This window comes from Streptomyces sp. NPDC040718 (assembly GCF_055593565.1).
Genome location: NZ_JBVIXO010000006.1, coordinates 359,301 through 383,005, shown reverse-complemented (window position 1 = coordinate 383,005; position 23,705 = coordinate 359,301). Strand labels below are relative to the sequence as shown.

Here is a 23,705-nt window from a genome sequence, read left to right as displayed (position 1 = left end):
GTGGGGACGAAGACGTGAGGTGGGAAATGCCGGGGAGGCGGGCGGGGCCGCCTCAGCGGGGCAGGAGGGCCGCGGCGCCGGACCGGCCCCGGGCCAGCCACCGCGCGTACACGTGGAGGAAGGCATGGATCCTGTAGGGCTCGCCGGGTGGTCCGTCCTCCAGCATCCCGGCCTCCACGAGCTGTTCGAGCACGCTCTCTTCCGCGGCTGTGGCGGGACCGGAGCGGGGCTCGAGCGAGCCCAGCCGCAGGAACGCCTCCCGCAGATCGGGCGGCAGTGCGCCGACGGCCCGCCCCAGTACCTCGGGCACCGACAGCCGGGGGTCCTCGGCGAGGGCCAGCCGGCCCGGCGGGTCCTCCGCCAGCCAGGCCGCGCAGTCGGCGACGGACAGCCCCGGCCGGGTCAGCAGCCGCCCGGCGGCGATCCGCAGCGCGAGCGGGAAGTACCCGCACACGGAGGCCAGTTCGCGCGCGGCCGGCTCCTCGCCGGCGATCCGCCCGGCTCCGACGAGGCCGGTGAGCAGCTCGTGCGCCTCGGCAGGCGCGAGCACGTCGAGCCGGTGCACGAAGCCGCCGTGCGTGGCGACCGCGGCGGCGAGGGCGCGCCGGCTGGTCACCAGGACCGTGGCGCCCCCGGTCTCGGGCAGCAGCGGCAGCACCTGGCCCGCTCCGGCCGCGTTGTCGAGGATCAGCAGCCTCCGGCCGTCGCCGCCCGGTCCGGGCAGCAGCTTGCGGGCCTCCTCGGCGTCCAGGGGGCTCCCGTCGGGCCGGGCCAGGTCGATGGCGGACACCCCGCCCGGGAAGGCCCCCCGGACCTCGTGCGCGCTCTGCTGAGCGAGCGCCGACTTGCCGATCCCGGGTGCTCCGGAGACGACCAGCAGCCGGGGCCCGCCGGTGTCGGTGAGGCGCTGCGCCAGGGCCCGCAGGTCAGCCCCGCGCCCGGCGAATCCGGGCACCGGCGGGGGTCCGGCGGGCTCGGGGACGCGGTCGCGGACGGCGGGGGAGGGGCGCGGCGGGGCCGCTTCGGCCTCGGGGCGGGCGGCCGGGCCCAGTTCCTCGGCCCGCAGGATCGCCAGCTCCAGGCGGCGCAGGCCCGGTCCGGGGTCGACGCCGAGCTCCTCGCGCAGCCGCTCGCGCACGGTGCGGTACTCGGCGAGCGCCTCCGCCTGCCGGCCCGTGCGGTAGAGGGCCTCGACGAGCTGTTCGGTGAAGCGCTCGCGGACGGGCTGGCGGCGGGCCCCCTCGTACAGGTCGACGAGCACCTGGTGGCAGTTCCCGGCGGCCAGTTCGAGGTCGCACACCCGCTCCAGCACCCGCAGCCGCTCCTGTTCGAGGGCGGGCACCGCGTCCCGCTGGAGCATGCCCGAGGCGACGTTCGACAGGGGCTGCCCCTGCCAGAGGGAGAGGGCCTCGCGCAGCCGGTACAGCTCCTCGGGCGTCCCCGCGGCGGCCCGCGCCTGCGCGGTCAGCAACCGGAACAGCACCAGGTCGAGCGTCTCGGTGTCGTTGCGCATCCGGTAACCGCCCGGCACGGCCTCGATGGTGGTCGCGGATATACCGTATTTCGCGAATAACCTGCGCAGCCGCAGCACACAGGTCTGGAGTGCGGCCCGGGCCGTCGCCGGAGGCTCTTCGTCCCATACGGCACGCAGCAGATAGCCGGTGGAAACCACGGCGCCGGGATGGAGCAGAAGGGCGGCGAGGAGACTGGTCGGCTTGGATGGTTTGAGAACTACTGTCTCGGGGCCGTGCGCAATACTCAAGGGCCCCAAAAGCTGGAACCGCATTGATGGTCCCCCGTGTCGGGTCACGTGTGTCGCAGATGAGCGTGACGGGGGCGTCATTCCAACGAGCCGCCAAGACGGACACGCCTCCGGAAAAGTCCGGACCAGTGCCCGCGGCTGCTCGCCGCTCCCCGTTGGGCGGTGAATAACTGGAACCCTACAGAACGGATCTTGTGAAAGTCGAGTTGGGATGCTGATCAATTCCGGCGTACCCGGCCTTCTTCTCCTCTCCGTCACCCCGGCGATCCGTGGAGTTACCGCCGGTCCGTCAATTCTGTTCACAGCTAAACGAGTCCTGATGGATGGACCGCTTGAGTATGAATGGAGGACGCATTCCCGACCGGCTCCCCGATGGCCGGATCGAGTGGCGGACTGGCGAATTCCGGATCCATGATCCGGAACCGGAATCCGCCGTCGGAGGAGTGCTGCTCGAAGCGGGCGGTGCCGCCCGCCGGGCGTGCTACTCGAAGCGGGAGGTGTCGCCCGCCCCGCGCCGCAGGATCTCCGCCCCGCCGCCGGAGAAGTCGACGACGGTGGTCGGCCGGGTGCCGCAGTCCCCGGAGTCGACGACCGCGTCCACCTGGTGGTCGAGGCGCTCCTTGATCTCCCAGCCCTGGGTCAGCGGCTCCTCCTCGTCGGGCAGCAGCAGCGTGCTGGAGACCAGCGGTTCGCCCAGCTCGGCCAGCAGGGCCTGGGTGACGACGTGGTCCGGGATCCGGACCCCGACCGTCTTCTTCTTCGGGTGGAGCAGCTGGCGCGGCACCTCCGAGGTGGCCTTCAGGATGAAGGTGTAGGCGCCCGGGGTCGCCGCCTTGACGGCCCGGAACACGTCGTTGTCCACGTACACGAACTGCCCCAGCTGGGCGAAGTTCTGGCACACGAGGGTGAAGTGGTGGCGGTCGTCCAGATCGCGGATCGACCGGATCCGCGCGAGGCCGTCCCGGTTGCCCAGCCGGCATCCCAGCGCGAAGCAGGAGTCCGTGGGATATGCGATGAGCGCGCCGGAGCGGATGCTGTCGGCCACGCTGGTGAGGGTGCGCCGCTGAGGATTCTCGGGGTGCACGTCGAAGTACTTCGCCATCCACCGAGCCTACGGGACCGGACCGCCGCCCTCCGGAGGTCCCGCCCGATACTCCGTCCGGGTTCACTTGGGGCGCCCGTTCGGACGCAGCACCGAGTTTATGATCATCGTTTCGGCTGCCCGTCCTCTTTGATGCTGCCATCCGGCCGTAGGACACCTGGGAGGGCTGCGTGGCGAAGTCACGGACGAAGGCGTGGAGCGCGGTCGCCGCGGTGACGGGGGCCGCCGCGCTGGCCCTCGCCAACGCACCCGGCCGCACGGCCGAAGCGGCGGCCCCCGCCGCCCCCGGGGCGGCGGTCACCCTGCTGGTCGGCCACGCCCTGGACGGCGGGGTCCGCGCGGACTCCGCCGTGTGGTGCGCCGCCGGAGCCTTCCGCGGCGGCCGCTGCGGCACCTGGCAGGAGCAGCGGGTGCTCGCCACCGCCCGGGGCGGCGCCGTCCTGTGGGACCCGGGCATCGGCGACGCCGGCGAACTCCCCACGGACTCGGGCTCCCCGCTGGAGATCACCCTCGCCCGTGCGGAAGCCGGCCGCCTCACCGACGTCACCGTCACCGACGGGCACGGCCGCCACCTCGCCGGCGAACTCGGCCCGGACGGCGGGCACTGGCGCAACACCGAACCCCTGCGCGCGGGGGAGGGCTACACCGTCCGCGTCGGCGCCCAGGACGGCCGCGGCGTCCCCGTCGGCGTCAGCATGGTCTTCCGGACCGCGCCGCCCGACGCGCCCGCCGACGGGGGCAGGCTCACCGCCGAGTTCGGCCCCCGCCCCGGAACGTACGGCGCCGGCGAGGTCGTCACCGCCGAACTCAGCCGCCCGGTCCCCGCCGACGACCCCGACGCCCGCGCCCGCGTCGAGCAGTCCCTCCAGGTCACCTCCCGGCCCCAGGTGGAGGGAGCCTGGCACTGGGTGAACGGCTCGACCCTGCACTTCCGGCCCCGCACCTACTGGCCCGCCCACGCCGTCGTCCGCGTCCGCAGCGGCCTCGACGGGGTCGACCTCGGCGAGCACGGCTACGGCGGCCCCTCCGAGCCCCTGGAGTTCACCGTCGCGGACCGCATCGAGGCCGTCACCGACTCCGCCGCCCACGAGATGACCGTACGCCGCAACGGACGCGTCATCAGGACCATCCCCGTCACCACCGGCAAGGCCGGCTTCCTGACCCGCAGCGGCATCAAGGTCGTCCTCGGCAAGGAGGCCAAGGTCCGCATGCGCGGCGACAGCGTCGGCATCAAGAAGGGCACCAAGGAGTTCTACGACCTCCCCGTCCTCTACGCGACCCGGGTCACCTGGAGCGGGGAGTACGTCCACGCCGCGCCCTGGTCCGTCGAGTCGCAGGGCGAGGAGAACGTCAGCCACGGCTGCACCGGCATGTCCACCGAGGACGCCGCCTGGTTCTACGAGACCGTCCGCGAGGGCGACATCGTCGAGGTGGTCAACAGCGGCGGCGAACGGATGGACCCCTTCGGCAACGGCATCGGCGACTGGAACATGGACTGGCGCACCTGGCTGGAGGGCAGCGCCCTGACCCCGGCCGCCGCCGCGCACCAGCCGCCGGACACCCCCTCCCGCCTCGACCCGACGACCTGAGGGGTGGCACCCCTCGCCCCGCCCCGCCCCGGGCGGTCCGCCACCGGACCGCGCCGGGTGCTGCTCGCGGGCTCCGCCGGGAACTTCACCGAGTGGTACGAGTTCGGTGTGTACGGCGCCTTCGCCACGGTCATCGCCGACCGGTTCTTCACCCCCTCGCAGGCGGCCGGCCAGGGCGGCGCCGGCCCGCTGGTCGCCACCTACGCCTCCTTCGCCGTGTCCTTCTTCTTCCGGCCCGCCGGAGCCCTCCTCTTCGGCCGCCTCGGCGACCGCGTCGGCCGCCGCCGGGCCCTGGTCCTCGTCATCGCCCTGATGACCCTGGCCACCACCCTGATCGGCCTCCTCCCGACCCGGGCCGCCATCGGACCCGCCGCCCCCTGGCTGCTCACCCTCCTCCGGGTGCTCCAAGGGCTCTGCCTGGGCGGGGAGTTCGGCGGGGCCGTGGCCCTGATGACGGAATCCGCGCCGCCGGGCCGGCGCGGCCGCCACGGCGCCTGGCAGTCCTTCACCGTCGCCCTGGGCCTGCTCGCGGGCGCGGCCGTCGCCGCCCTCCTGGCCGGACTGCTCTCCCCGGCGGCCCTGCACGCCTGGGGCTGGCGGATCCCCTTCCTGCTGGCCCTCCCGCTCGGCCTGGCCGCCTACCGGCTGCGCGCCGGACTCCCCGACGAACCGCCCCCGCCGGAAGCCGCGTGGCCGGTACGGGTGTCGGCGCCCACGCCCGGGCCCGTGCGGCGGGGAGCCGCGCCACCCGCGCCGGGGGCCGCGCCCGCCGGGCCCCGGGGATCCGCCCAGCCGCCGCGGGTGCCCGGGCCCGCACCGCGGCGAGCCGTACCGCCCGCACCGGAGCCGCAGCAAGCGACCGTCACGGCCCGCCCTGCGCCCGCGGTCATCGGCTCTGCCGGCAGCGGCGCCGGCCCTGGCCCCGCGCCCCCCGGAGGGACCGGCACCGCCCGGGCCGTCCTCCTCGGGGTCACGCGGCTCATGGGCTGGTCCGCGGCCGGGTACACCTTCCTCGTGGTGCTGCCCTCCTACCTCCAGGCCACGCTCGGCGCCTCCTTCCGGCAGGCCCTGATCGCGACCGCCCTCGCCAACCTCGGCTTCGCCGCCGCCATCCTGCCCGCCGGGATCCTCAGCGACCGGGTCGGCCGCCGCCCCGTCATGCTCGCCGGAGCCCTCGCAGTCACCCTCCTCGCGCTTCCGCTGCTGCACCTCCTCCAGGACCCCGCCGCCACCGCCCCCGCCAAGGCCGCCGCCGTCCTCGGCGCGGGCGCCACCGTCGGGCTCCTCGCCGGCCCCGGGCCCGCGATGCTCGCCGAGATGTTCCCCGCCCGGGTGCGCTGCACCGGGCTCGGACTGGCGTACGCCCTCACCGGCGCGGTGTTCTCCGGCTGCGCCGGCCTCGTCATCACCGCCCTGACCGCCGCCACCGGCGACCACGACGTCCCCGCCTACTACGCCGCCGGCACCTGTGCCCTCAGCGCCGTCGCGCTGGCCGGGCTGCGCGGCGACGACCACAGGAGGCCCCTGCGATGAAGGTGATCGGCCTGATGTCGGGCACCTCGTACGACGCCGTCGACGCGGCCGCCGCCCGGCTCACCCTGGACGACGACGGCGAGACCCTGCGGCTGCTCCCGCTCGGCCTGGTCAGCGCCCCGTACGAGGACGGCCTGCGGGAGGCCCTCGCGGCGGCCCTGCCGCCCGCGCCGACCACCCTGGCCGACGTCTGCCTCCTCGACACCCGCATCGGGCAGGCCTTCGCCGCCCTCGCGGCCCGCGCCGACCGCGAACTGTGCGCCGGCCGCGCCGGCCTGATCGCCTCGCACGGCCAGACCGTCTACCACTGGACCGACGCCGGGCAGGTCCACGGCACCCTCCAGCTCGGCCGCCCCGCCTGGATCGCCGAAGCCACCGGACGCCCCGTCGTCAGCGACTTCCGCCCCCGCGACATCGCCGCCGGCGGCCAGGGCGCACCGCTCGTCAGCCTCGTCGACCTGATGCTGCTGCGCGGCCGCCCCGGCGCACCCGCCGCCCTCAACATCGGCGGGATCGCCAACCTCACCGCCCTGCCCCCGGCCGGCCCGCCCGTGGCCTTCGACACCGGCCCGGGAAACGCCCTGATGGACGCCGCCGTACGCGAACTCACCGGCGGCCGGCTCGGATACGACGAGGACGGCGCCCTCGCCGCCGCCGGCCGGGTCCACGAACCCCTCCTGCTGCGCCTGCTCGCAGAGCCCTACTACCGGCTGCCCGCGCCCAAGACCACCGGCAAGGAGCTCTTCCACCACGGCCACCTGCGCGCCGCCCTCGACGGCTGCGCCGCCCTCCCGCCGCAGGACCTCCTCGCCACCCTCGCCCGGCTCACCGCCCGGACCGTCGCCGAGGCCCTGCGCCCGCTGCGGGTCACCGAGGTCGTCGCCTCCGGCGGCGGCACCCGCAACCCGGCCCTGATGGCCATGCTCCGTGAGGAACTGCCCCCGCGCACCGCCCTGCTGGACTCGGCGGTACTGGGACTGCCCGCCTCCGCGAAGGAGGCGTACGCCTTCGCGGTCCTCGGCTTCCTCACCCTGCACGGCCTCCCCGGCAACGCCCCCGGGTGCACCGGGGCCCGGGGGCCCCGGGTGCTCGGCTCCCTCACCCCGGGGCGCGGACCGCTGCGGCTTCCGCCCGCGCCGGCCCGGGCGCCGGTACGGATCTCCGTGGGCCCGCCGCCGTGAGCGCGGCGGTGTCCGCGCGGGGCGCCGGCCGCGGGACTGCACGCAGGGAGCAGACGGCGGTGGTACCGGGCGGCAGCATCCGTACCCGAGGCCCCGGCCGGTCCGGCAGCAGCGCGAGCAGGGCCGGCAGGGCGGAGGCGAAGCACAACCGGCCCCCGCCCGGTTCCCAGTGGCAGAAGAGCGGGGTGCCGCCGGCCAGGACCAGCACCGGTTCGGCGCGCGCGTCGACCACGGCCGCCGCGTAAGCGCCCTCCAGGTGAGCCGCGAACCCCGCGCCGTCCAGGGCGAAGGCGGAGTGCGCCAGCGCCGCGTCGTTCCGGTCGGCGACCGGCAGGCCGCGTACCTCCAGCCGGGTGGCCAGGGCGAGCCGGCCCTCGATCCCGCCGTCGAGGACCGCGGCGATCCCGCCCCGCTCGAAGACCCGGCCGGACGCCAGAGCCCACCCCTCGCCCCGGCTCAGCCGGATCCCGCCGGGAGGACCGGTGCGGAGCTGGGCGGCGGCGGCGCGCAGCCGGTGCGCCGGGAGTCCGGTGCCGAAGTGGCCGAGGAACGGGTACATGGTGATCACTTCCTTGAGAGCGTCCCGCCAGGGGCGGGGAGTCCGCCGTCCCGGCCGCCCGGGACGGACACCCGGGACCGGTCCCGGTCCGGTACCGGGATCCGCCGGCCGGCGGGCACGAGTTCGGCGAGCGCGGCCTCCAGCACGCCGGCGGCGACCGGGGCGAGCAGGGAGCCCTGGTGCGCGTACGGATCGCCCAGCCCGCGCAGCAGCACCATCCGGGCCTCCTCCCGGCCCCCGGCCACGGCCGCCGCGAGCTCGCCCGGGCGGATTCCGGCGGGCAGGGTCCGGGCGGCACCGGCGCGGGTCAGCAGGTCCTCGTGGGCCGCCTCGTCCGCCGGGCCCAGCAGGCCCCGGCGGCGGGAGACCGCGGCGGCCGCGCGCAGGCCCAGGGCGAGCGCGTCCCCGTACGGGAGGTCCGGGCCGGCGAGGCTCCGCACCGCCCGGGCGACGGGCTCGCCGTAGCGCAGGGCGGCGGCGGGGCCCCGTCCGAGCGGGTCGTGCGAACCGAGCGCCGCCCTGGCCTCCAGGCAGAGGGAGACGAACGAGGCCAGCGTCCGCGCGTCGTACCCGCCGCCCGGCCGCAGCCGGGAGGCCACGCCCGCGGCCGACGCCGGCACGACGGCCAGCACGGTGCGCAGCAGCGGCGCCAGTCCGGCGCGGAGCCGGTGCGGCGGCACCGTCGCGAGGAAGTCCAGGTGGATCCGGACCAGGGCCGGCGCCGCGATCCGGCCGCCGGGTCCCGCCACCGACAGGGCCGTGTCGGTCATGGCCCGCAGGGTGGTGGGCAGGCGGACGAGGGCGGGCCGGGTGCCGTCGGCGCGGCGGACCCGGTCGGCCGCCTCGATCACGCGGCTGCCGCCCAGCGCCACGGCGAGGGCGTCGTCCGGGACCACGAGGGGGCCGTCGCCGTCGGGCCACAGCACCCCGGTGGGCGCGGCCGCGCCCAGCAGGCGCAGGACGCGCGCCGCGGGCTCGCGCGGCAGGCCGGGGTCGGTGACCAGGGCGATCCGCCCCGGGAGGAAGTCCCGCAGGGCGTCGGGGAGTCCGTCCGCCGGTCCGTCCCCGCAGCGGATCTGCACGGGGACGTGCGCCGGGCCGCAGAGGAGGGACCGGTCGATGCGGACGGAGGAGGGGTGTGCGGACATGCCGCTCACGATCCGGGCGCCCGCACCCCAGGGGCATGAGGCCCAGACCCCCTCCAGGTCCCTCCCGGCCGGTCCCGCCCCCTCCCGGCCCGGTCACACAGAGCGACGGTACGTGACTGCTAGTGTCGTTTCGTGGACGAAGAAGACCGAACCATCCCCCGGGTCTTGATCGTCGACGACCACCCCCTGTTCCGCGAGGGCCTGCGGGCGGCCCTGGAGAGCACCCGGGGCGCGGTCGTCGTCGCCGAGGCCGAGACCGGCGGCGAGGTCCCGGACGCGGTGGACCGGCACCGGCCGGACGTGGTCGTCATGGACCTGTCCCTGCCCGACGTCTCCGGGATCGAGGCCACGCGCCGCCTCGCCGGCACCCACCCCGGCCTGCCGGTGCTCATGCTCACCATGTCCGACGACGACGGCAGCCTGCTCGCCGCCCTCCAGGCGGGCGCCCGCGGCTACGTGGTCAAGGGCGCGGGGTCCGAAGAGGTGCTGCACGCCCTGCGCACGGTCGCGGCGGGCGGTGCCGTCATCGGCTCCGAGATCGCCGCCCGGCTCTCGGAGCTCCTGGCCGGCGGCCGTCGGCGCGACGCCGGACAGCTCTTCCCCTCCCTGACCTCCCGCGAGGTGGAGGTGCTCGAGCTGATCGCACGGGGCCACGACAACCGGCGCATCGCCCGGGAGCTGGTCCTGTCCGAGAAGACGGTCCGCAACCACATCACCCACGTCTTCGAGAAGCTCCAGGTCACCTCCCGTGCCGAGGCCGTGGCCCGGGCCCGGGACGCCGGCCTGGGCGGCGACGGCTGAACCCGTCCGGGACCGGCCGGAGCCGGCCCCCCGCCGCGGGGCCGCGGCGCGGGGGCGCCGGCATCCGGGACACCCGCCCCATGCGCCCGGGACCGGAGGCGCACCAGGCTGGAGACCAACGCACCGAGCGGCCGGGGAGGCCGACATGCGCACAGCGAACCGGACCACCGCGAGCACGCCCCGCTCGGGGCCGGAGATGCTGCCCGCCTATGCCGTATGCGTCCTCACCATGCTCGCCGCCATCACCTGGGGCATCGTCACCCTCACCCACATCGGCCATCCCGCCCTGCGCACCGTACGGCTCCACCTCGCCGCCGACCACGTGCTCGTCGGCCTCGGCATCGCCCTCACCGGCATGGTCTTCGCCGCCCGCCGGACCGCCCGGGTCCTCGGCCGGCTCATGCTCTGCTCCGGCTGCGCGCTCACCCTCGCCCAAGTCGTGCCGCAGACCGCCGTGGTGCACGGTGCGGGCCCGCGCGTGCTCACCGCCGTGTTCATCCTGGTGATGGTCGCCTTCACGCTGATCAACGTCATCATCTACCCCATGCCGCTGTGGCTGCCCACCGGCCGCTTCCCCCGGTGGGGCGCGCCGTACGTGGCCTTCACCGCCCTCTTCAGCGCCGCCCAGCAGTACTACGTCTTCACCCGCCCCGGCTTCGTCTACTACGGGGTCGAAACCCCCATCGCCGGCTCCGGATGGGCCGACCTGGAACGCCTGCTGACGCCGTGGATGGACACCGCCTCGCGCTGGGTCCCGCCCTTCATCGCCGGCATCGGCATCCTCCTGATGGCGGTCCGCTGGCCCCGCACCGACAAGTCCGACCGCCCCTACGCGATCCTGGCGGTGCCCTACCTCCTGTGGATCGCGGTGATCGCCGTCAACCAGTACGGCGACCCGCCGATGGGCTTCGAGGTCGTCATCGTCTACCTCGCCGCCGCGTCCTGGCCGGCGACCGTGGGCTACGTCCACATCCGCGAGCGCACCTGGGCCCTGGACCGGGCGGGGCGGCGCATCCTGACGGCCTTCGTCCTCACCTTCGGCCTGTTCATGGCCTACGCGGGCGGCGCCTTCGTCCTCGACTACTTCGCGCCCGGCTCCCTGAACCCCGAGTCCGGGCTGATGGCCTGCCTCACCCTGCTGGTCGGCGTCCTGCTGCGGCCCACCGCACGCTGGGCCGCCCGGCTGGTCGACCGCTACTACTACGGCGAACGCGCCCAGCCCTACCAGGCGGTGCGCGCCCTCGCCGACCGGCTCAGCCACGCCCTCGACCCCGGGGACATGCCCCGCCTGCTGTGCGACACGGTCGTGCACACCCTGCGGCTGCCCGCCGCCCGCCTGGTGATCCGAACCCGGCACGGGGAACGCGAACTGGCCCGCCTGGGCAGCCCCGGCAGCGGCGACGAGGCCTTCCCCCTGGTCCACCGGGACAACGCCATCGGCCACCTCTACGTCCCGCCGCGCGCTGGCGAACTCGCCCTCGACCAGCAGGACCGCGAGGCCGTCCGGATCCTGGCCGACCACAGCGCGCCCGCCATCGCCTCCCTCCAGCTCTACGAGGAACTCCAGACGAGCCGCGAGCAGATCGTCCTGGCCCGCGAGGAGGAGCGGCGCAGGCTGCGCCACGACCTCCACGACGGCCTGGGCCCCGCCCTGTCAGGGCTGCGCCTCCAGGTCGACGCCGCACGCGCGGCCATACCGACCGGGACCCGGGCCACGGACTCGCTGGCGACCGTCTCCGAGGGCATCGGGCAGGCCATCGACGAACTGCGCCACATCACCGGCGGGCTGGCCCCCGCCGCCCTGGACGGGGCCGACCTGCCCCGCGCCCTGCGCCAGCTCGCCGAGCACCTGGGCCGCAACCTGCGCATCACCGTCAGCCTGGCCCCCGATCCGTTCCCGGGACTGCCCGCCGCCGTGGAGGTGGCCCTCTACCGGATCGCGGCGGAGGCCCTGAACAACGTCGTCCGCCACGCGCGCGCCGGCCACGCCCACGCGGCGGTGGTGCTCACCCCCGAGGCGGTGACGGTGGAGGTCACCGACGACGGTTCCGGCGTTCCCGCGGGCGTGCCCGCCGGCACCGGCGTGGGGCTGCGCTCGATGGCCGAGCGCGCCGAGGAGCTGGGCGGCACCTTCGACCTGGTCAGCACCGGGACCGGGACCGTGGCCAGGGCCGTACTCCCGCGTACGGCCGGGACCGGTGCGGGACCTGGGGACCATGTGCCCGGGACAGGGGGCTCCGTACGTTGATGGTCCGAAGCCCGAACGGGCCCGGAGAATCCGAGGAAGAGGGACCATCATGTACGCGAAGATCGTTCGGCTCGCTCCGGTGGCTCTGGTCACCGCCGGTCTGATCATGGCCGGTCCGGCCGCACTGGCCGCCCCCCAGCAGCAGTCCGACGTGGTGTCGGTGCTGGAGCACAAGGCCAAGGGAAAGAAGGGGCCCTACCCGAGCAAGTCGTCCTGTGAGGCGGCCGGCAAGGCGGGCCACTACAAGAGCTACCACTGCAAGCAGCAGGACCACAAGTGGTGGCTGTACTACACCACGAAGTGACCGGAGGACAGCTCCTCCAGCCGGGCCCGGGACACACGTCCCGGGCCCGGCGCCTTGCCGTGCGCGCCCGCGCGGCGGCCGGCGGTCAGACCGTCTTGAGCGTGCCGCCGTCGATGACGTAGTCCGCGCCCGTGATGTTGGCGGCGGCCTCCGAGAGCAGGAACACGACCAGCGAGGCCACCTCCCGAGGCTCGGTGATCCGGCCGGTGGTGATCCCGAAGTTCTGCGGTATCGCCTTCACGAAGGCGGCGTGGTCCACCCCGTGGGCCTCGGCCACCTTGCCGCCGAAGCCCTCCGGGTCCTCCCAGATCGCGGTGCGCACCACACCGGGCGAGACGGTGTTGACGCGTACCCCGCGCGGGCCGAACTCCTCCGCGAGGGACTTGCCGAGCGCGGTGAGCGCCGCCTTGGCCGCGCTGTAGGGCGCCGGGCCGGAGGCGGGGAGGCGGGAGTTGACCGAGGAGACGTTGACGATGGCGCCGCGCCGCTCGATCAGGCCGGGGAGCAGGGCCCGGGTCACGCGTACCGTGCTGTACAGGTTGACGTCCAGGTAGCCGGCCCACTGCGCGTCGTCCGCGTCGAGGAAGCCGGTGAGCGCGGTGTCGGGGCCGCCGCCCACGTTGTTGACGAGCAGGTCGACGCCGCCGAGTCCGGCTGCGGCGGCCTCCGCGAGGGCGGCCGCTCCGGCGGGTGTGGTGAGGTCCGCCGCGAGCGGCACGGCGCCGGAGGCGGCGAGTTCGGGCGTGACCGTGCGGGCGGCGCCGAGGACGCGGACCCCTTCCTCCAGCAGGGTGCGCACGGTGGCGAGGCCGATGCCGCGGCTCGCTCCGGTGACGACCGCGGTCTTGCCGTTCAGTCCGAGCTTCATGAATTCCCCAGTTCTTGAGCTACAGGTACAAAATATGGGTACGGCGGATCCGCCCCTGCGGGGGCGGGCGTGCCGGTCCGGTCAGAGGGAGTCGAGTGTCGCGTCGACCACCCGGGAGAGCCGTTCGGGCCCCTCGGCGACGCGCCCCAGCAGCCGGAGGCCGATGAGGGTGCTCAGCAGCATGCTCCCGACGGCGCGGGCGTCCCGGTCGGGCGAGATCTCCCCGGTGCGCTGGCCCTCCTCGACCAGTGCCCGGAAGGCCTCCTCCGTGCGGTCGAACATGCGCCGCACCAGTTCGGAGGCCATCGCGTCTGCCCCCGCCAGCTCGGCGGCGGTGTTGATCCCCATGCAGCCGCGCCGGTCCGGATCGGCGAGGTCCATGTCGGTGAGCAGCCGCAGCGCCCCGCGCAGCCGCTCCTTGACGGGGCCTTCCCCGCCGAGGAGTTCGACGAGCGCGGCCGCCTGCCCGTCGCGGTAGCGGCGCAGGGCCAGCTCGAACAGCGCGTGCTTGCTGCCGAAGGCGTTGTAGAGGCTGCCCTTGCCGATGCCGAGCGCGTCGACCAGGTCCTGCGGCGTCGTGGCGGCGTACCCCTGCCGCCAGAACACCTGCATGGCCTGCTCCACGGCGGTTTCCGGATCGAACTGCTTCGGCCTTCCCATGACGGCGACTCAACACCATTGTGTACCTGGAGGTCAAGTACGCGGTGCGGGCGGCGCCGCCAGGGGAGCGTCCCCCAGCTGCACGAGGGTCAGCAGGACCAGCGCGTCCGTCCAGCCCAGGGGTACGACGGCCTTCGGGAGGCCCTGCGCGTCCACCGTCTCGGGGAGTTCGCCGAGCACGTTGCGCTGCGCGAGCACCCAGTCGAGCACCGCGTCACCCTTCGCCCGCTCACCCATCGCCGACCAGGCGAGCGCGAAGAAGGAAGTGCTCGCGGTCCAGGTGATGTTCCCCCACCGGGTGTCGGGGTCACTGCCCGGCACCAGCCCGCCGTTGGGCCGCAGCAGCTCCCGGTAGGTGGTGTCGAGCGCCCCGGGCAGACCGGCCGGAGCCTCGTTGAACGGCGGTGCCATGAACGCCGCCGCGCTGTCGTGGCCGTGCAGCCCGTCCACCGTGCGCTGGTAGCCGAGCGGCGCGAACCGCTTGGCGATGCCCCGCTCCAGCCGCCCCGCCGCCTCCGTCCAGCGCGCGGCCTCCTGCTTGCGGCCCAGCCCGGCGGCCAGGTCGGCGGCGGCCCGCAGCCCGGACAGCAGCGGCGCCGCCGTGCCGATGTTGGCGGTGTCCGTGGGCAGTTCCCAGTAGTCGGGAGAGGCCGGGGGCAGCCCCTCGGCGTCCAGGGAGGCCGCCGCGAAGTCGGCCGCCTTCAGGATCGCCGGGTACAGAACGCGCAGCCGCTCCTCCCGGTCCGCCTCCGGCGCCGTCCGGTACCACTGCCAGGTGGCCCAGGGCACCCAGCCGTTCGCGTCCAGCTGCCACGGCCGGGCGTCCGGCGGCCCCGAGCCGTCCAGCCGGGTCCGGGCCTCCCAGGTGCCGTCCGGCCGCTGCGTCCGCGCGTTGTACAGCAGGATCCGGTACGCCTCCTCGTCGTGGCCCGTGTGCGCGAACGCGGCCGACGCGAAGGCGGAGTCGCGCGGCCAGGAGAAGTCCCAGAACGGGTACCAGGCCGCCGCCAGCGCCCCGTTCGGCCGCAGCAGCGCCCGCATCGACAGCAGCGCCCGCTCCGCGCCGTCGTGCCGCGCGCCCGCCGCCCCCGGCACCAGGCCCCGGGCCAGCCAGCGCCGCGACTCGGCGATCTGGGCCAGCGCGCCCGCGTCCCCCGCCTCGACCACGCGGGACTTCTCCGCGCCCTCCGGCAGGTAGCGCCAGCGCCCCGACGGCAGCACCAGGACGTTGCTGCCCTCCACGTAGCGGGCGCCGACGGCGAAGGCCGGGTCGACGGCCTCCACCGCCCGCCCGTTGGAGAGCAGGCCCGCCGTCCGGGCCGGCTTCATCGAGGCCGGGACGTAGCAGGCCTCGGTCTCCCCGCACCGCTCGGACCCCGACGGGTTCACGTAGAACGCCAGCCGGCCCGGGCCCGCCTGCCAGCCGCCCCGCGCCTGGTCGTACTGCGCGCCCGCCGGGGAGCCGGCCGCGGCCGCCCGCGTGCCGTGCCAGGTCACCGCCCCGGCCTCGGCGGTGGTGGCCTGGGCGAACAGGTAGTACCGGGCGCCGGGCCGCAGCGCCGCCGCCAGCGGCACCTCCACCCAGCCCGTGCCCGGCCCGCCCAGGGCGGCCAGGTCCACGGTCGCCGACGCGATCGCGGATCCGGCGTCGTCCCGGGCGGTGCGCACCTGCACGCTCAGCTTCCCGGTAGCGGCAGCGCTGGCGATGAAGAGCGAGACCCGCGAGAGCCGGTCGTCGTCGGTGCTGAACTCCTGGGCCCCCGCCCGTCCGGCGCTCCCCGCGCCCTTGATCCCGTACAGGGCCACCTCGTGCCCCGCCTGACCGTCGAAGGCGGACCGCCCGCCGGGCAGGCGGGGCACGAGGTGCCCGGTCCGACCGTCGTACGCCGACCGTCCGTCGGGCGAGGCGGGAGCGCCCGCGGCGGCCGTCCCCTGCGCCGCCTGCAACAGCGTCGCCAGCAGGGCGGTGGCCAGCAGGACGGACCGTGTGCGCATCACGCATTGCCTCCAGTGATGAAGCGTCAAGAAGCCCGGCAGAGCGCGTGCGCGTACGCTGCGCTGTTCAGCCAATATCCCCGGCGGTGCCGCCATCGAGGGGACGCGATCGCTCCAGCCGCGCAAGACACCCCGAACCACCGCCCGGACGGTCCAACGCTCCGTCACCACCCGGGGTAACGGGTCGGCCAGTGCGGGTCCCAGCCCTCCTCGTGCTCGCTGCCGCCGGGGGACTCCCGGATCTCCGACAGGAGGTCCCGGGCCAGGGTGTCCAGTACCCAGGCCAGCTCGTGCCGGCTCACCAGCTCCACCGGCAGCGCCTGCGCCCCGTGCGCCGCACCCAGCAGCGCCCCCGCCACCGTGCCCGCCGACTCCCCGTCCGGCGCCGCCGCCGCGAAGCGCAGGGCCCGCTCCACCTGCCCGCCCTCCGGGAACGAAGCCGCCGCGTACAGCCCTCCGAGCACCGCCGACCAGGCCGTCCGGTCCGGGGCGAGCCGTGCCAGCCGGGCCGGATCCCCCGGGTGGGCGGCGGCCTCGCCGAGCGCCGCGGCCAGCAGGCCGAGCTCCGCCCCGGGTACGCCGTCCACCGCGTTCAGCGTCGCCAGCGCGGCTCCGGCGGAGCCCCGCACCGACTCCCCGGCCAGGCAGTGCGCCGCCAGCACGGCGGCGCACGCCGCCGCCCACTGCGCATCGGGGTCCCCGTGCGTCAGCGCCGCCATCTCGCGGGCCCGCTCGACCCCCTGCCGCGCGTACTTCGGCGACCGGGCCGAGCCCATGAGCGCCGTCGGCAGCGTCCGGCCCACCGCGTGCCAGCCCCGGCTGCCGGTCGCGGGCTTCTCCAGGGTGCCCGGCTCCAGCCCCGACAAGGCCGCCACGGTGGCCGGGGCGCTGCCGCGCCGCTCCGCCAGGGCCGGCACGCCGACGAGCCAGCCGTCCGGCCACGCGGGGGTGCCGGCGCCCCTCCAGCGCTCGCGCATCCGCTCGCGCTCGATGCCCTGGAGGTGCGCCCAGCGGCAGTAGGCGTGCCACAGCACCGACGGGGGATGGCAGATGCCCTTGTGGCTGCTCCGCACCATGGCGCGTACGGAGCCCTCCACGGTGAAGCAGGCCAGCTGGGTGCACACCCCCGCCGGGATGCTCCCCGCCGGCGGCGGCCCGCCCCGCGCCCCGCCCAGCGACTCCCCGAGCGCCAGCCCGAGCAGCAGCCCCCGGGTCCCCTCCAGCACCCGGCCGCTCCGCGCCCTCTCCTGCCGCTCCGTCAGCTCGTCCATCAGGCCACGCCCCCATCCGCTTCGAACACCAGCGGGCATCGTACGCAGGGCTTTCGCGGGCGGCTCACCCCCTGCTCCACAGCCGCACCAGCGCCGCACGACCGCATTCGAACAGGCTCCTCCCGTCCAGCCGCGGCGCGTGCGCGCGCCACACCGACCCGACCGGCACACGAGGCGTCGGGCCAGACCCACGGGGGAACAGTGATCACTCGACGGACCGCACTCCGGGCAGGCGTCGCCGCCACCAGCATCGTCGGCACCGGCGGCATGCTGCTGCCCGTCGTGAACGCCGCCACGGCCGAGCCGTCCCGCACCGCCGCCGGCGCCGCCGAGCTCGACGCCGCGGGCATAGCCAAGTTCACGCAGAGAATGCCGCTGCCCCCGGTCCTGGAGCCCTACCGGACCACGAGCACCACCAGCTACTACCGGATGACCCTGAAGGAAGCCACCAAGGAGATCGTGCCGGGCCTGAAGACCCCGCTGCGCACCTTCAACGGCTCCTTCCCCGGCCCCGTCATCAAGGCCGAGTCGAACCGGCGCGTCGTGATCAAGCAGACCAACTCCCTCGCCGTCCCGACCTCGATCCACCTCCACGGCGCCCACGTCCCGCAGGACAGCGACGGCGCCCCGATGGACCTGATCCCGGCCGGCGGCGGCACCAAGACGTACACGTACCCCAACACGCAGCCGCACGCGAACCTCTGGTTCCACGACCACGCGCACCACATGGAGTCGGAGAACGTCTTCCGCGGGATGACGGGCACCTACATCCTCACCGACGACATCGAGCGCCGGCTGCCCCTGCCCGCGGGCCAGTACGACGTGCCGATCTCGCTGCGCGACGCCCGCTTCCTGGAGAACGGCGAACTCGTCTACGCCATGGGCGACTTCATGAAGCGCAACGTCGTCCTCGCCAACGGCAAGGCCTGGCCGTTCTTCGAGGTCGCGGCCCGCAAGTACCGCTTCCGCCTCACCAACACCTCGAACCAGCGGTTCTTCGACCTGAACCTCGCCGACGACTCCGAGCTCATCCAGATCGGCACCGACGGCGGCCTGCTCCCCGCCCCGCACCGCACGAACGTGGTCTCGATCAGCCCCGGCGAGCGGGCCGACGTCGTCATCGACTTCTCCCGCTACCCCGTCGGCACCGTCATCGAGCTCCGCAACAAGGACATCGCCCCGTTCGAGTCCGCGGACGTGGTCGGCAAGGTGCTCCAGTTCCGGGTCACCCGCAGGGCGGCGGACCGCAGCTCCGTCCCGTCCCGGCTGCGCACCCTGCCGGCGCTCGGCCCCGCCGGCGTCAACCGCGAGTTCGACATGCGGATGGACGAGGCCCCCGGCGGCAGCGCGTACATCAACGGCAAGACGTACGAGATGGACCGGATCGACACCGAGATCGCCTACGGTGCCACCGAGATCTGGACCGTGACGAACAGCAACAAGATCGCCCCGCACAACTTCCACATGCACCTGGTGCAGTTCCGGGTGCTGGAGCGCAACGGCAAGCCCGTCACCTCCGGCCCCGAGACCGGCCTGAAGGACACCGTGCCGCTCAAGCCGGGCGAGACCGTCAAGCTCCAGGCCACCTTCGACGGCTACCGCGGCACGTACGTCTACCACTGCCACCTCTTCGACCACGGCGCCATGGGCATGATGGCCAACATGCGCATCTCCTGACCCCGCCGGGCCGTGTCCCGCCCCCGCCCCGGCGACCGTTCCGGCCGCCGGGGCGGACCCGTGCCCGTTGCCGAACCCGTGCCGTGATCGTTCGCCCCCGTGACGGGCAGTCGGGCGGGAACGACCAACACGAGGCGGGTGGCCGGGATGCGGATCGGGCGCAGGAGCGTACTGCGGGCGGCTTCGGCCGGGGCGCTGGCGGCGGTCACCGGGACCGGGGCCCCGCCGGCGGCCGCCCGGCCCGCCGCCCCCCGGACGGACGGCCGGGCCGTGCTGCGCTTCACCCGCGCCACCAACGGCGCGGCCACCGCCACCGCCGACGGACGGCGCGTCGTCGCCGAGGTGCAGAGCGTCCTCTGGTCGCTGCCCCCGGACGGCTCGCCCGCCACCCCCCTCACCCCGCCCGACCTGGAACCCGGCCGGCCCGTGTTCTCCCCGGACGGACACCGCGTCGCCATGTGCGCCTACCGCGGCGGCACCTTCCACATCTGGGTGATGCGCCCCGACGGCACCGGCCTGCGCCGCCTCACCGACGGCCCGTTCGACCACCGCGCCCCCGCCTGGTCGCCCGACGGCCGCACCCTCGCCTTCTGCTCCGAACGCGGCGGCGACCCCGTCACCGGCAGCCCGTACCGGATCTGGACCGTCTCCCTGGCCGACGGCGGCCTGCGCCGCCTCACCGGAACGCCGGGACAGGAAGGCCCCGGCCAGGACGGCGCCTGGGAGGACCTCGACCCGGTCTTCTCGCCCGACGGCGGCCGCGTGCTGTTCCTGCGCGCCACCCCCGCCGGCGCCACCCCCACTGTCGAGGGCAGCCTCCCCGCCCGTACCCTCGCCTCCGTCGCCGCCGACGGCAGCGGCCCCGTCCGGACCGAACACACCGTCACCGGTGGCAGCCTGCTGGCCCCCGCCCTCTCCCCGGCCGGCCGCACCGCCTGGCTGTCCGCCGCCCCCGGACCCCGCAGGGCCGAGAAGCTCACCCTGTACGCCGACGGCCGCCCCGTACCCCTCGACGGCGACCTCGCCCCCGCACCCCCGCGGTGGATCGGCGACGACCGGCTCCTGATCACCCTCGACGGCCGGTTCCGGGTGATCCGCCCGCACCGCGACGGCCCCGCCCGCGACATCCCCCTCGACGCCACCCTCCAAGTGCCCCGCCCCCGCTACCGGGTCAAGGAGTACGACCTCGAAGCCGACCGGACCCGGCCCGTACGCGGCATCCACCTCCCCGCCCTCTCGCCCGACGCCCGCACCGTCGCCTTCGCCGCGCTCGGCGCCCTCTGGACCGCACCCGTCACCGGCGGAGCCCCGCGCCGGATCCTCCAGGCCCCCGCCACCGCCTACGTCCAGGGCCCGGTGTGGACGCCCGACGGGCGCGCCCTCCTCTACACCGACGACCGCGACGGGCTGAACACCGTACGCCGCCGGGAACTCGCCGACGGCCGCGACGGCGTGCTCTCCCCGCCCGGCCGGGTCTACGGCTCCCTCTCCCCGGACGGCACCCGGCTCGCCGCCCTCGACCTCGCCGGTCGGCTGATCGTGCGCGACCTCGCCACCGCCGCCGACACCCCGCTCGCCGCCGCCCTCGGCGGAGGGGGCCTGCCCGGCCCGCCCAGCTGGTCCCCCGACGGCCGCCACCTCGCCCTCTGCGACCGCAACCGGCTCAGCCGCCGCTTCCGCGAGGGCTACAACCTGATCCGGATCGTCGACACCGCCACCGGCGCCGCCCGCCTCCACGCCCTCGCCCCGCACACCTCCCTCTCCGACCGCTACGCCTCCGGCCCCGTATGGTCCCCCGACGGCCGTCACCTGGCCTGCGTCGCCGAATCCACCCTCTGGCTGCTGCCCGTCACCCCCGACGGCACCCCCGCGGGCCCCGCCCGCCGCCTCACCGACGAGCCCGCCGACCACCCCTCCTGGTCCGCCGACTCCCGCACCCTGCTCTACCAGTCCAACGCCCGGCTGCGCCTGCTCACCCTCCGCCCCGACGGCACCCCGGACGGCACACCCCGCACCGTCCCCGTCGCCCTCTCCTACCGCCGCCCCGAACCCGTCGACACCGTCGTCCGCGCCGGACTGCTGTGGGACGCCACCGGCACCCCGCCCCGCGCCGACGTCGACCTGCTCATCAGCGGCGGCCGCATCACCGCCGTCGAACCGCACCGCCCGCGCCGCCGTGCCGCCCGCACCGTCGACGCCTCACGGGGCACGGTCCTGCCCGGGCTGTGGGACGCGCACGTCCACCCGTACCCCTACACCTACGGAGCCCGCCAGGGCGCCCTGCACCTGGCCTACGGGGTCACCACCGCCGTCTCCCTCGGCGGATCCGCCTACGAACAGGCCCGCCTGCGCGAGGACATCCGCGCCGGCCGGCTCGCCGCCCCCCGCCTGCTGGCCGGCGGTGAACTCCTCGACGGCTCCCGCGTCGCCTACAGCATGGGCCGCGCCCACCGCACCCACGCCGGACTCGCCCGCTCCCTGGCCCGCGCCGAGGCCCTGGACTGGGACTTCGTCAAGACCTACGTCCGCGCCCCGTACGCCTTCATGGAAGAGGCCGCCCGCTTCGCCCACGAGGTGCTCGGCGTCCGCTCCGGCTCCCACCTGTGCGCCCCCGGCATCCAGTCCGGCCAGGACCTGACCACCCATCTGGTCGCCACCGAACGCGCCGAGTACGGCCACGGCGCCACCCCGGCCGGCCACACCCACCAGGACACCCTGGAGGTCTACACCCGCGGCGGCCTCGACCTCGTCGCCACCCCGTTCACCGCCCTGCCGCTGATCGGCGCCGACCCGCAGCTCGCCGCCGAACGCCGGGTCACCGCGATGATGCCGCCCTGGGACGCGGCCACCCTCAAGACCGCCGCCGCCCAGCCGCCGACCCCCGAGCAGTACACCGCCCTCGAACGGGAAATCGCCGTCTACCGCGCCGTCCTCGCGGGCGGCGGCCGCGTGGCCCTCGGCACCGACGCCCCGCTCACCCCCGTCGGCCTCCACCTCCACCTCGCCCTGCGCGCCCTCCACCGGTACGGCCTGTCACCCGCCGAGGCCCTCACCACCGCCACCCGCACCCCCGCCCGCGTCTACGGCGCCGCCGCCCACCTCGGCACGGCCGAACCGGGCAAGCTCGCCGACCTCACCCTCGTCGACGGCGATCCCTTCACCGACTTCGCCGACCTGGTCCGCGTACGGTCCGTCCTGCGCGCCGGCACCCCGTACGAACGCGCCGACCTGGAAGCCGCGTTCCCCGACCCCGTCACCCCGGCACCGGAGCAGGCCTGGAGGCCCGTGCTGCGCCAGCTGCACCGCGACTCCTGCTGCACCGCCCACCGGGTCAACGGGCGCTTCCTGTAGGGGGGTTACCCCCACCCCGCGGCGGCCGGTACGCCGGATGGGCCGCCGGGGCCGGCTGAACGAGGCTTGCCCCATGACGAACTTCCGGCACAAGTCCCTCCTCCTCGCGCTCTCCGCCGCGGCCGCCGCCACCGCGATCACCGCCGTCCCCCTCCCCGCCCAGGCGGCCGGAGCCCCCCGCGCCGAGGCGCCCGCCCTCGACTGGCACCCCTGCGCCGAGCCGGGCGGCCCCGCCGCCCAGGAGTGCGCCGACCTCCCCGTCCCCCTCGACTACGACGACCCCCGGGGCCCGCAGATCAAGGTCGCCGTATCCCGGCTCCGCAGCGACCGCCCCCAGGCCCGGCGCGGGACCCTCGTCGTGATCCCCGGCGGCCCGGGCGGCTCCGGCGTACAGCGCCTGACGCAGAAGGGCGAGGCCCTGCGGCAGCAGCTCGCCGGGGCCTACGACCTCGTCGCCTTCGACCCCCGCGGCGTCGGCGGCTCCACCACCGCGAGCTGCGGACTCGCCCCCGAGGACCGCTACCTCACCGCCCTGCGCTCCTGGCCCGCCGCCGACGGGGACATCACCGAGAACCTCGCCCGCTCCCGCCGCACCGCCGAGGCCTGCGCCCGCAACGGCGGACCCGTGCTGCGCAGCTTCAGCACCGCCAACCAGGTCCGCGACATGGACCGCCTCCGCGCCGCGCTGGGCGAGCGCAAGCTGTCCGCCTGGGGAGTCTCGTACGGCACCTACGTGGGCGCCGTCTACGCGCAGACGTTCCCCGGCCGCACCGACCGCTGGGTCCTGGACAGCAGCGGCGACCCCGACCCCGAGCGGGTCGCCCGGGGCTGGCTCGCCAACATGGCCCGGGGCTCCGACGACCGCTTCCCCGACTTCGCCGCCTGGGTCGCCCACCCCGACCGCGACAAGGACGGCCTGCGGCTCGCGCAGCGCCCCGAGGACGTCAGACCCCTCCTGCTCTCGCTCTTCGCCTCCCTGGACCGCACGCCCCGCCCGTCCACCACCCCCGGCGTGCCCCTGACCGGCAACGGCCTGCGCCAGGCCCTGCAGAACACCCTCTACAGCGACTCCGCCTTCCCCGGCTTCGCCCGCCTCGCGGCGGCCCTGCGCGACCCGGCCCACACCCCCGCCCTGCCGCCGGAACTCGCCCGGCCCCTGCGCGACGAGGACGCCGCCCAGCTCGTCGCGGTGCTGTGCAACGACGTGGCCTGGCCCGGCGGTTCCCAGGCCGACCGGCAGCGCGCCGTCGACGAGGACCGGGCCCGGCACCCGCTGACGGCCGGCATGCCGGTAAACGTGCTCCCGTGCTCCTTCTGGAAGGACGCCCCCGAGCAGAAGCCCACCAGGATCACCGACCACGGCCCCTCCAACGTCCTGATGATCCAGAGCCGCCGCGACCCCTCCACCCCCCACTCCGAGAGCCTCAAGATGCGCGAGGCGCTCGGGGACCGGGCCGTGCTCGTCACCGTCGAGCAGGGCGGCCACGGCGTCTACCTCGGCAACGGCAACGCCTGCGGCGACCGCACCGTCACCCGGTTCCTCACCACCGGCGTGCGCCCCGCCCGCGACACGAGCTGCGCGAACTGAGCACCGGGCCCGCGCGCCGCGCGGGCCCACCCGTACGGCGGCACGATGGACGTACGGCCCCCTCCTCC

17 protein-coding genes are annotated in these 23,705 nt (G+C 75.5%); 9 read left to right on the top strand and 8 right to left on the bottom strand.

Annotated elements, in window-relative coordinates:
• Positions 1-52: 52 nt before the first annotated feature.
• Positions 53-1,672, bottom strand: coding sequence for an AfsR/SARP family transcriptional regulator (locus tag ACZ597_RS18660; protein ID WP_471331037.1), 1,620 nt, complete (start codon positions 1,670-1,672; stop codon positions 53-55).
• 571 nt (positions 1,673-2,243) lie between these two features.
• Positions 2,244-2,864 (bottom strand): L-threonylcarbamoyladenylate synthase, encoded by a 621-nt coding sequence (locus tag ACZ597_RS18655; RefSeq protein WP_471331034.1) that lies wholly within the window; start codon positions 2,862-2,864, stop codon positions 2,244-2,246.
• A gap of 170 nt (positions 2,865-3,034) precedes the next feature.
• On the opposite strand from ACZ597_RS18655, the gene ACZ597_RS18650 reads away from it, so the two are divergent.
• Genes ACZ597_RS18650 through ACZ597_RS18640 form a run of 3 tightly spaced genes read left to right on the top strand, consistent with a single transcriptional unit; the run spans position 3,035 to position 7,167 of the window.
• The gene (locus tag ACZ597_RS18650) at positions 3,035-4,453 is read left to right on the top strand and encodes a L,D-transpeptidase (RefSeq protein WP_471331031.1); all 1,419 of its coding nucleotides are present in this window, start codon (positions 3,035-3,037) and stop codon (positions 4,451-4,453) included.
• Between the two features lie 3 nt (positions 4,454-4,456).
• Positions 4,457-5,986 (top strand): MFS transporter, encoded by a 1,530-nt coding sequence (locus ACZ597_RS18645; protein ID WP_471331028.1) that lies wholly within the window; start codon positions 4,457-4,459, stop codon positions 5,984-5,986.
• On the top strand, positions 5,983-7,167 hold the full coding sequence (locus tag ACZ597_RS18640) for an anhydro-N-acetylmuramic acid kinase (RefSeq protein WP_471331025.1): 1,185 nt from the start codon (positions 5,983-5,985) through the stop codon (positions 7,165-7,167). The genes ACZ597_RS18645 and ACZ597_RS18640 overlap by 4 nt, the downstream gene beginning before the upstream one ends.
• Here the strand turns inward: ACZ597_RS18640 and ACZ597_RS18635 are convergent.
• A complete protein-coding gene (locus ACZ597_RS18635; RefSeq protein ID WP_471331022.1) occupies positions 7,085-7,726 on the bottom strand; it encodes a hypothetical protein in 642 nt (213 codons plus the stop codon). The two genes, ACZ597_RS18640 and ACZ597_RS18635, sit on opposite strands and share 83 nt — an antisense overlap.
• 5 nt (positions 7,727-7,731) lie before the next feature.
• Positions 7,732-8,874, bottom strand: coding sequence for a dehydroquinate synthase/iron-containing alcohol dehydrogenase family protein (locus tag ACZ597_RS18630; protein ID WP_471331019.1), 1,143 nt, complete (start codon positions 8,872-8,874; stop codon positions 7,732-7,734).
• A 132-nt stretch (positions 8,875-9,006) separates the two neighbouring features.
• Between ACZ597_RS18630 and ACZ597_RS18625 the strand changes: the two genes are divergently transcribed.
• The 3 genes from ACZ597_RS18625 to ACZ597_RS18615 all read left to right on the top strand — a co-directional run bounded on the left by ACZ597_RS18625 (position 9,007) and on the right by ACZ597_RS18615 (position 12,227).
• Positions 9,007-9,675: a response regulator transcription factor gene (locus ACZ597_RS18625; protein ID WP_470961019.1), complete on the top strand. Its 669-nt coding sequence runs from the start codon at positions 9,007-9,009 to the stop codon at positions 9,673-9,675.
• 145 nt (positions 9,676-9,820) lie between these two features.
• Positions 9,821-11,923 (top strand): sensor histidine kinase, encoded by a 2,103-nt coding sequence (locus ACZ597_RS18620; protein ID WP_471331015.1) that lies wholly within the window; start codon positions 9,821-9,823, stop codon positions 11,921-11,923.
• Between the two features lie 49 nt (positions 11,924-11,972).
• A complete protein-coding gene (locus ACZ597_RS18615; RefSeq protein ID WP_471331012.1) occupies positions 11,973-12,227 on the top strand; it encodes a hypothetical protein in 255 nt (84 codons plus the stop codon).
• Between the two features lie 85 nt (positions 12,228-12,312).
• On the opposite strand, the gene ACZ597_RS18610 is transcribed toward ACZ597_RS18615, so the two are convergent.
• The 4 genes from ACZ597_RS18610 to ACZ597_RS18595 form a co-directional block, all read right to left on the bottom strand.
• On the bottom strand, positions 12,313-13,095 hold the full coding sequence (locus ACZ597_RS18610; protein WP_470961013.1) for an oxidoreductase: 783 nt from the start codon (positions 13,093-13,095) through the stop codon (positions 12,313-12,315).
• Between the two features lie 81 nt (positions 13,096-13,176).
• The gene (locus tag ACZ597_RS18605) at positions 13,177-13,755 is read right to left on the bottom strand and encodes a TetR/AcrR family transcriptional regulator (RefSeq protein ID WP_471331009.1); all 579 of its coding nucleotides are present in this window, start codon (positions 13,753-13,755) and stop codon (positions 13,177-13,179) included.
• 33 nt (positions 13,756-13,788) lie between these two features.
• The gene (locus ACZ597_RS18600; RefSeq protein WP_471331007.1) at positions 13,789-15,753 is read right to left on the bottom strand and encodes a hypothetical protein; all 1,965 of its coding nucleotides are present in this window, start codon (positions 15,751-15,753) and stop codon (positions 13,789-13,791) included.
• Positions 15,754-15,914: 161 nt separating this feature from the next.
• Positions 15,915-17,021 (bottom strand): ADP-ribosylglycohydrolase family protein, encoded by a 1,107-nt coding sequence (locus ACZ597_RS18595; protein ID WP_471331004.1) that lies wholly within the window; start codon positions 17,019-17,021, stop codon positions 15,915-15,917.
• A 201-nt stretch (positions 17,022-17,222) separates the two neighbouring features.
• On the opposite strand from ACZ597_RS18595, the gene ACZ597_RS18590 reads away from it, so the two are divergent.
• From ACZ597_RS18590 to ACZ597_RS18580, 3 genes are all read left to right on the top strand, one after another.
• Positions 17,223-18,698: a multicopper oxidase family protein gene (locus tag ACZ597_RS18590; protein ID WP_471331001.1), complete on the top strand. Its 1,476-nt coding sequence runs from the start codon at positions 17,223-17,225 to the stop codon at positions 18,696-18,698.
• 147 nt (positions 18,699-18,845) lie between these two features.
• Positions 18,846-22,049 carry an amidohydrolase family protein gene (locus ACZ597_RS18585; RefSeq protein WP_471330998.1) on the top strand — a complete coding sequence of 1,068 codons (3,204 nt, stop codon included), beginning with the start codon at positions 18,846-18,848 and terminating at the stop codon, positions 22,047-22,049.
• Positions 22,050-22,122: 73 nt separating this feature from the next.
• Positions 22,123-23,637, top strand: coding sequence for an alpha/beta hydrolase (locus ACZ597_RS18580; RefSeq protein WP_471330995.1), 1,515 nt, complete (start codon positions 22,123-22,125; stop codon positions 23,635-23,637).
• The last annotated feature ends 68 nt before the right edge of the window (positions 23,638-23,705 follow it).